Origin of the sequence: Microcoleus sp. T3_D1 (genome assembly GCF_036700405.1) — a bacterium.
In the GTDB taxonomy this organism is placed as follows: domain Bacteria; phylum Cyanobacteriota; class Cyanobacteriia; order Cyanobacteriales; family Microcoleaceae; genus Microcoleus.
The window spans coordinates 41,487-48,339 of sequence record NZ_JAUBOV010000058.1 but is presented as its reverse complement, the minus strand read 5'-3'; the positions used below and the strand labels follow the sequence as shown (position 1 = coordinate 48,339).

The 6,853-nt window shown below is 48.0% G+C and carries 7 protein-coding genes; 2 read left to right on the top strand and 5 right to left on the bottom strand.

Annotation, left to right across the window (positions count from 1 at the left end):
• Positions 1-309 precede the first annotated feature (309 nt).
• From folE to QT992_RS23125, 5 genes are all read right to left on the bottom strand, one after another.
• A complete protein-coding gene (gene folE, locus QT992_RS23145) occupies positions 310-1,044 on the bottom strand; it encodes a GTP cyclohydrolase I FolE (RefSeq protein WP_333280439.1) in 735 nt (244 codons plus the stop codon).
• A 123-nt stretch (positions 1,045-1,167) separates the two neighbouring features.
• The gene (locus QT992_RS23140; protein ID WP_333320251.1) at positions 1,168-1,893 is read right to left on the bottom strand and encodes an SDR family oxidoreductase; all 726 of its coding nucleotides are present in this window, start codon (positions 1,891-1,893) and stop codon (positions 1,168-1,170) included.
• Positions 1,894-2,135: 242 nt separating this feature from the next.
• A complete protein-coding gene (gene accA / locus QT992_RS23135) occupies positions 2,136-3,116 on the bottom strand; it encodes an acetyl-CoA carboxylase carboxyl transferase subunit alpha (RefSeq protein WP_333320253.1) in 981 nt (326 codons plus the stop codon).
• A 371-nt stretch (positions 3,117-3,487) separates the two neighbouring features.
• Positions 3,488-4,513 carry a long-chain acyl-[acyl-carrier-protein] reductase gene (locus QT992_RS23130; RefSeq protein ID WP_333337723.1) on the bottom strand — a complete coding sequence of 342 codons (1,026 nt, stop codon included), beginning with the start codon at positions 4,511-4,513 and terminating at the stop codon, positions 3,488-3,490.
• 156 nt (positions 4,514-4,669) lie between these two features.
• Positions 4,670-5,362: an aldehyde oxygenase (deformylating) gene (locus QT992_RS23125; RefSeq protein ID WP_333320256.1), complete on the bottom strand. Its 693-nt coding sequence runs from the start codon at positions 5,360-5,362 to the stop codon at positions 4,670-4,672.
• Between the two features lie 64 nt (positions 5,363-5,426).
• Between QT992_RS23125 and QT992_RS23120 the strand changes: the two genes are divergently transcribed.
• Positions 5,427-5,624, top strand: a complete 198-nt coding sequence (locus QT992_RS23120) for a hypothetical protein (protein ID WP_333308105.1) — start codon at positions 5,427-5,429, stop codon at positions 5,622-5,624.
• A 232-nt stretch (positions 5,625-5,856) separates the two neighbouring features.
• Positions 5,857-6,675, top strand: coding sequence for a carbohydrate ABC transporter permease (locus QT992_RS23115; protein WP_333337726.1), 819 nt, complete (start codon positions 5,857-5,859; stop codon positions 6,673-6,675).
• The last annotated feature ends 178 nt before the right edge of the window (positions 6,676-6,853 follow it).

The window sequence follows — 6,853 nt, the reverse complement described above, 5'->3', positions numbered from 1 at the left end:
TTATGCCAAAAGCACTGGTTTAACCCCGTTAATCCTGTTTAACTTTTGGCGATAGAGCGGAAAACTAGCGTCGCATTTTCCGGTATCATGACTCTAAAAACGTAGGTCTAATCCTGTCTCTGGTAAGGTTCGGGCTTTCTTCTTGCACTGCTCGGAACGAGCCGGACTTCCCAAAAGCCCCCGCTTTTAAGCGTGGGGTTCCTTACTGTCCATCGACCGGACACAATATAACTCGGATGCGCGAGCGAAGACGCTCGCACTCCTAACTGTTGTTAACTATCCACTGTCAATCGATCGACTATCAACGGACTAAAAGAATGCCGGTTGGTGGCGGATCAAATTCAGGAATTCTTCGCGAGTTTTCTGTTCCTCTTGAAACACGCCCAACATGGCACTCGTAACCGTCCAAGCACCGGGTTTTTGTACACCCCGCATCGTCATGCACATATGGCTGGCTTCCATGACTACAGCTACTCCCTTGGGTTCCAATATTGTCTGAACTGCTTCGGCAATTTGGCGCGTCAAACGTTCTTGCACCTGCAACCGGCGGCTGTACATCTCGGAAATTCTGGCTAATTTGCTCAATCCCACTACTTTTTGGTTGGGAATGTAAGCAATGTGAACTCGGCCCATAAACGGCAGCATATGGTGTTCGCACATACTGAATACGCTGATGTCTCGCACCAGTACCATTTCGTTGTGACCTTCGTCAAAGATAGCGCCGTTGAGGAGTTCTTCGAGGGATTGACTGTAACCGCTGGTGAGAAACCGCATTGCTTCAGCTACCCTTTTCGGAGTTTTGAGCAATCCTTCGCGTTCGGGGTCTTCTCCTACTCCCAGCAGCATTGTCCGAACGGCCTCCATCATTTCTTCTTGGCCTACTTCTGAAGCTATGGGCACGCTGGATTCTTGACCGTTCGAGGAATTGCGATCGGGGCGAGTGGGGATGCGCGGGGTGTTGTTCTCTGCGGTTTGTAACAGTTTCATGCTGTCAGTCGAGAGTGAGTTCGAGCCATTGGAATCGGTGGAAGATGCAATAGTCATAACAAGTTGGTGTGAGGGTGAATCGATTTTAGATTTTAGATTTTCGATTTTGGATTGGGCGATATAGCTAGAGATTCAAAGATTGTTGAATTGAGAAAAATTCAGCAGTCTAAAATCTCAAGTTCACAAAACTCCTGCGTTGGACATGAGCGTGATTTCTTCAATTACTGCACTTGCTGGCAACTGAACTGCGTGCAGAATTGATTGGGCGACGATTTCTGGGGTTAACATGGCGGTGCGATCGAAGTCGGCGTCCACGGTGTCTGTGTCCCACATGGGAGTGTTGACAGAACCCGGACAGATTGCTGTTACGCGAATTCCGCGAGCCCGTTCTTCGGCGGCTAAGGTTTTAGACAAAGCCATGAGACCGAATTTGCTGACGCAGTAGGCTCCCCAGTTGGGGAAGGTTTGGCTGCCAGCGATCGAGGAAACGTTGATGATGATTCCCGATCCGCGATCGCGCATGGAGGGCAAAACTCCTAGAATGCACTGCCAAACGCTAGTCAGATTCAGGTCTAGAACGTTCTGCCAGTCGGCTAGGGAGGTTTCCGTCAAGGAGCCGGTGTAGCCCATGCCAGCGCTGTTGACCAGGATATCTACGGAACCGAATTGAGCTGCGATCGCGCTGATGCTGCTTTGCACTTGCTCAATTTTTGCCAAGTCTAAGGGATAAGCTTCTGCTTTCACTCCGACTTCTCGGGCTGCTGCGGCAACTGCTTCTAAGTTTTCTGACTTTCGGCTAACTAAGGCCAGATTTATGCCCTCGGCGGCGAACGCTAGAGCCGTCGCTTTGCCAATACCGCTGCTGGCTCCGGTAATCAGAGCCTGCTTTGTTGTTGGATGGTTCATTCAGTGTCCTAATACTTTCGGTCGGCAACTCCCTACAGCGTTGCAGCCTTCTGAGGCAAATTAGACAACTGTCTGCTGCGGGTGATAACAGTTAATTATGAGATGAACATTAAGAACTGTTAAGCCGGTGTCACCTGAGAAATTATAACACTGCTGACAGATCCGCAGAATAATGAGCTGTGAATTATGAGTTTAAAGTTAAGAATTTTTAACTCATAACTGATAACTCTGAATCGATCGGCTCAAGCCGAAATTTCAGTGAATACACCGATGTGGCGAAACTTTTGATACCGCAGCTCGCGTCGCTGCTGACCGGTAAGCTGTGTTAGTTCTGCTAAGTTGTCTAACAAAGCTTGTTTGAGTATGGATGCAGCTTTGAGGGGATTCGAGTGAGCGCCGCCGATCGGCTCTGGCACTATTTGATCGAGAATGCCGAGGTTTTTCAAATCCCAGGAAGTGATTTTCAGGGCTTCTGCGGCCAAGTTAGCTTTGCCAGAGTCTTTCCAGAGAATGGCCGCGCAAGCTTCGGGGGTGGCGACGGTGTAGACGGAATGTTCCAGCATCAACAGCCGCTCGCCGACACCGATACCCAATGCGCCGCCGGAACCGCCTTCACCGATGACGGTGCAAATAATGGGAACGTCGAGGCGAAACATTTCTCGGAGGTTGCAGGCGATCGCCTCTCCCTGTCCGAGCTGTTCTGCTTCTAAGCCCGCCCAAGCTCCGGGGGTGTCGATAAAGGTGAAAATTGGCATTCCGAAGCGATCGGCGTGTTCCATCAACCGCAGGGCTTTGCGGTAGCCGCCGGGAGCAGCCATGCCGAAGTTGCGGGCGATATTGTCTTTTGTGTCGCGTCCTTTTTGATGGCCGATGATGACTGTGGGACGCCCGTCTATGCGGGCAATTCCGCCGACGAGGGCCGGGTCGTCTCCGCCGCGCCGATCGCCGTGAAGCTCGATCCACTCGTCGCTAATTGCCTGAATGTAATCGAGGGTGCTGGGGCGGCGCGGGTGACGGGCAAGTTGCAGCCGCTGCATGGGGGACAAGCTGCTGAAGATTTCTTGTCGCAGTTGGGCGGAACGCGCTTCGAGTTTGCGAATTTCGTCGGTGACATCGACGCTGTTTTCTTCGGCGAGTTCGCGAATCTGGTGAATTCGGGTTTCGAGTTCGGCCAGGGGCTTTTCAAAATCTAAGAGTAAGGGTTTACGGTCTGGGTTTGGCACGCGGATAATTTCTATAAGGAAGGTTTTGTCAGGTTTTGTCGATCGACTCTTTCGAGATCCTACCCTGTCAGGGGATGCTGAAAAAGACGGCAAAATTGGAAACTTTGAGTTTTAAATTTTGTATGATAAGCTGTTGTGCATTTAATTTGTATGTTGAGGGCGGGCTTTCGGACCTAACCCCTACTCCCCACAAGAGGAAAAATTTATTTTACTATGCAATTTAAATGCGGATTAGCTTATCAAATTGGGTCACATCATCATTATCATATAGCGCGAGCGGGAAGCTCGCGCTGCACTCCGAAAAATATTATTCCGATGCCAAAGAAAAAGTCAACAGTTAAATTTTCCAATTTAACTGTTGACTTTTAACATCAAAATGACATTAATAAAGGTCGGAAACCGTGTTTGACAGAAATCAGACCGATTTGCTCCATCTTCTCCACAGTAATTTGGTTCCGTCCCCAAGAAAAATTGGTATACAATTTTTCAAATTCCAGCAGCATTGATTCGGCAAAACAGGCAAACAACTGTCGGCCCGGTACATCCATATTGACAATCTTCATAATTTTCCACTCAATATCGAGGGAATGCTCCACAATCCCGCCATTGAGTACGTAAATTTCGGGATGCTGAACCTGAGTTGCCAGATTTTTCGGATAGCCACCGTCAATCAATAAACATGGTTGCTTCAATGTCTTAGGGTCAATTTCTACTCCCTTGGGCATACTGGCTACCCAGACTACAATATCGGCTTGGGGGAGGGCTTCTTCCAAGTCCATAATTTTGCCTCGGCCCAATTCCGATTGCAAATCTTGTAATCGTTCTTTGTCGCGGGCAATGAGCAACAATTCTGCTACATTTGTTTTAACATTGAGCCAGCGACACACAGCACTGCCAATATCGCCAGTAGCACCACAAACGGCTACAGTGGCTTTTGAAAGTTCAATCCCCAATTTAGGGGCTGCTTCTTCTACTTGGCGACACAGGATGTAAGCCGTGTGAGTGTTACCAGTGGTGAAGCGTTCAAACTCCAACTTGAGATTGCGAATTTGCTTAATTTGCTGCAAGTTGAAAGTCTCAAAAATGATCGAAGAAAAGCCGCCTAAAGCAGTGATGTTAATCCCGTTTTTTTGAGCGTGTGCCATCGCATTAAGGATTTTGCGAGTGGCTGCTTTAATCCGGCGAGTGGCTAGCATTTCTGGCAGAAAACAGGACTCCACATAGCGCCCTTCTATTTTTTGTCCAGTGATGCTTGTTACCGTGATATGATCAACTATTTGGGGCGGTGCGCTGCACCAAAAATCGAGACCTTGATCGCCATATTCTGGATAGCCCAGCTCGTTAGCTACTGATTGGGCGTGTTCTAAGCTGGTTAAGTGACCGATTAGACCAAACATTAAGTTGTCAAATGAAGGAAGATGGAAGGTGGAAGGTGGAAGGTGGAAGATGGAAGATGGAAGATGGGAAGATTAAAAATTTATATTTTAAAATGAGTTATCCCATTTTTAATTTTTAATTTTTAATTTTTTTCCCATTCTTTATTTCCGAATTAACTAGGCTGCGAGGCCTTGTGCTGACATCCGCATGATATCGCGGTTGTTAAAGCCTATGTTGCCTAGAGCTTCGCCGTAGGCAATCATAAAGTCTTCGATTAAAGCGTCTTTTTCCATTCCCAAGACGCGGGCATCGTCTGCGACAGCGTTTAGCAGCTTCCAGATGATGGGCAGGTTTTGGCGGTTGGCGGCTTCTAGTTCCGCTTTGGATTCCTCAAAGTGAGCTTGCAGCCAGACTTCCCCAAAGTTGAGGTGGCTGTATTCTTCTTTGACGACGCCTTCGGTGATTTTGCGAGCAAAGTCATCGGCGACGGGGATGTAGATGTTGTAAGCTGCGATCGCAAAACACTCGATAATTAGCGATTGAATCAACAAGCAAGTTACAATCTGACCTTCGGCCGCTGCCGTTTGGAAGTTTTTGTGCAATTCCGAAAAGAACTCTTTGGCAAATGCCATGTCGGGCGTGACTTTAAGATTCCGGCCACAAGCTTGGAAGCCTTTCATGTGGCGGTTCTCCATCTTGGACAAGCCAATTAACTCTGCTTTTTTGTCAGCCAACAGTTCGGCCAGTGTCAGGTAATTATCGTGAGCTTCTTGTTCGCCTTCAATAACAATGGCGTTGATGCGGCTGTAAGCATCTTTGTAAGTTTCGGTTTGAAAGTCAATTGTTGGGCTGGCCTCAAGCTGGGGCATAGATATGTAGTCTCCTTATATAAGCTTGCGGGATGTTTGGAAACCCCTTTAAAATGGGGGGTCAGTGACAGTACACTTTACCTATTTTGAACGCACCCCATCTAAATCACAGATTATAGCTGAGGATTCTTTCGACAAAGAACTTTTCTTTGACTATCCGGGAAAAACTGGCGTCCTCAGCGTGTTGGCCGGACTTTTGCCGTCGAACACTCCAGAAAGACTATCGCTAGAATGCTATCTATTTACTAATTACTGGAATTAGTCGTTAGTCGATCTTTTGCCCGGAAATAGATGATAGAAATAGGGTCTATGTCTCCACCTTTAAAGGTTTTACAGTACCAACTCTATCTCTAACATTATATCCTAACCACAACTTCCTCGCTGGGTACTCCTTCTTTCCCTCTACCACATATTATGTTGTATGGGAATCCTCTGGGAGGCGATCGGGTTGGAGAACCTCACAGGCTTATTATTTTAGGTTAATTCACAAATTTATGGGTAAATCCTTTGACAGGTCTCAAGCGCTGGAACTGCTGAGTTTTATTTTGTTGCTGGCGGGGGCTGCGCTGGTGCTGCTGCCGCTGGCTGCTGTATTTTTGGTTTCTTTATCACCATCTGGTGTGGGTGTCAAGGCCACAGGCTTGACTTTGGCGAACTATCAAGAGGCTTGGCGACGGGGCAATTTTTTATTGGCATTCTTTAATTCTACTCTAGTGGCGATCGCAGTGACGGGTTTTCAGGTTGTGACTTCTGCTTTGGCCGGTTATGCTTTGGCCAGGCTGAAGTTTCGGGGGCGACAGGCCGTAGTTTTGGGGGTTTTGGCGACGCTGGTAATTCCGTTTCAGCTTTTGGTGATTCCGATTTTCTTGGTTTTGAAGTGGGGCCATCTGCTGAATACTTACGGGGCGCTGATTTTGCCGACGGCGGCTAACGGTTTTGGGATTTTTCTGCTGCGCCAGTATTTTATGACTGTTCCGGTGGAGTTGGAGGAGGCGGCAATGCTGGATGGGGCTAACCGCTGGCAGGTTTTGTGGCAGGTGATGCTACCTTTGGCGAGGCCGGCTTTGGTGACGCTGTTTTTGTTTACGTTTATCGGGGAGTGGAACGATTTGTTTAAGCCGCTGGTGTTTACGACGCGGCCCCAGTTGCGAACTGTGCAGTTAGCTTTGGCTGAATTTCAGGAACAGTTTACTAGCAGTTGGCAGTTGTTGATGGCGGCGGTGGTAATTGGAACTGTACCGGTGGTATTGCTGTTTTTGGCCGGTCAGCGGCAGTTTATTCGGGGGATTGCGGCGACGGGGATTAAGAATTGAGTTTGAGATGCTTGGCAATTAAGTTTGTAGTCATTTGTTGAACCCTTCTTTAGAACAGGCAAGATGCCTGTTCCACAAATACTAAATATTCTTGTGGAACAGGCATCTTGCCTGTTGCTGACATTGGTGCGAAGTCAACTCCAAGCGGACTAAGAGATAAAGGGGATATCAAAGCTGT

Excerpts from the sequence above, each read along its gene's own strand:
- folE (WP_333280439.1), bottom strand. The coding sequence starts at position 1,044 with ATGACTATTGCATCTTCCACCGATTCCAATGGCTCGAACTCACTCTCG.
- QT992_RS23140 (WP_333320251.1), bottom strand. The coding sequence starts at position 1,893 with ATGAACCATCCAACAACAAAGCAGGCTCTGATTACCGGAGCCAGCAGC.
- QT992_RS23130 (WP_333337723.1), bottom strand. The coding sequence starts at position 4,513 with ATGTTTGGTCTAATCGGTCACTTAACCAGCTTAGAACACGCCCAATCA.
- QT992_RS23125 (WP_333320256.1), bottom strand. The coding sequence starts at position 5,362 with ATGCCCCAGCTTGAGGCCAGCCCAACAATTGACTTTCAAACCGAAACT.
- QT992_RS23115 (WP_333337726.1), top strand. The coding sequence starts at position 5,857 with ATGGGTAAATCCTTTGACAGGTCTCAAGCGCTGGAACTGCTGAGTTTT.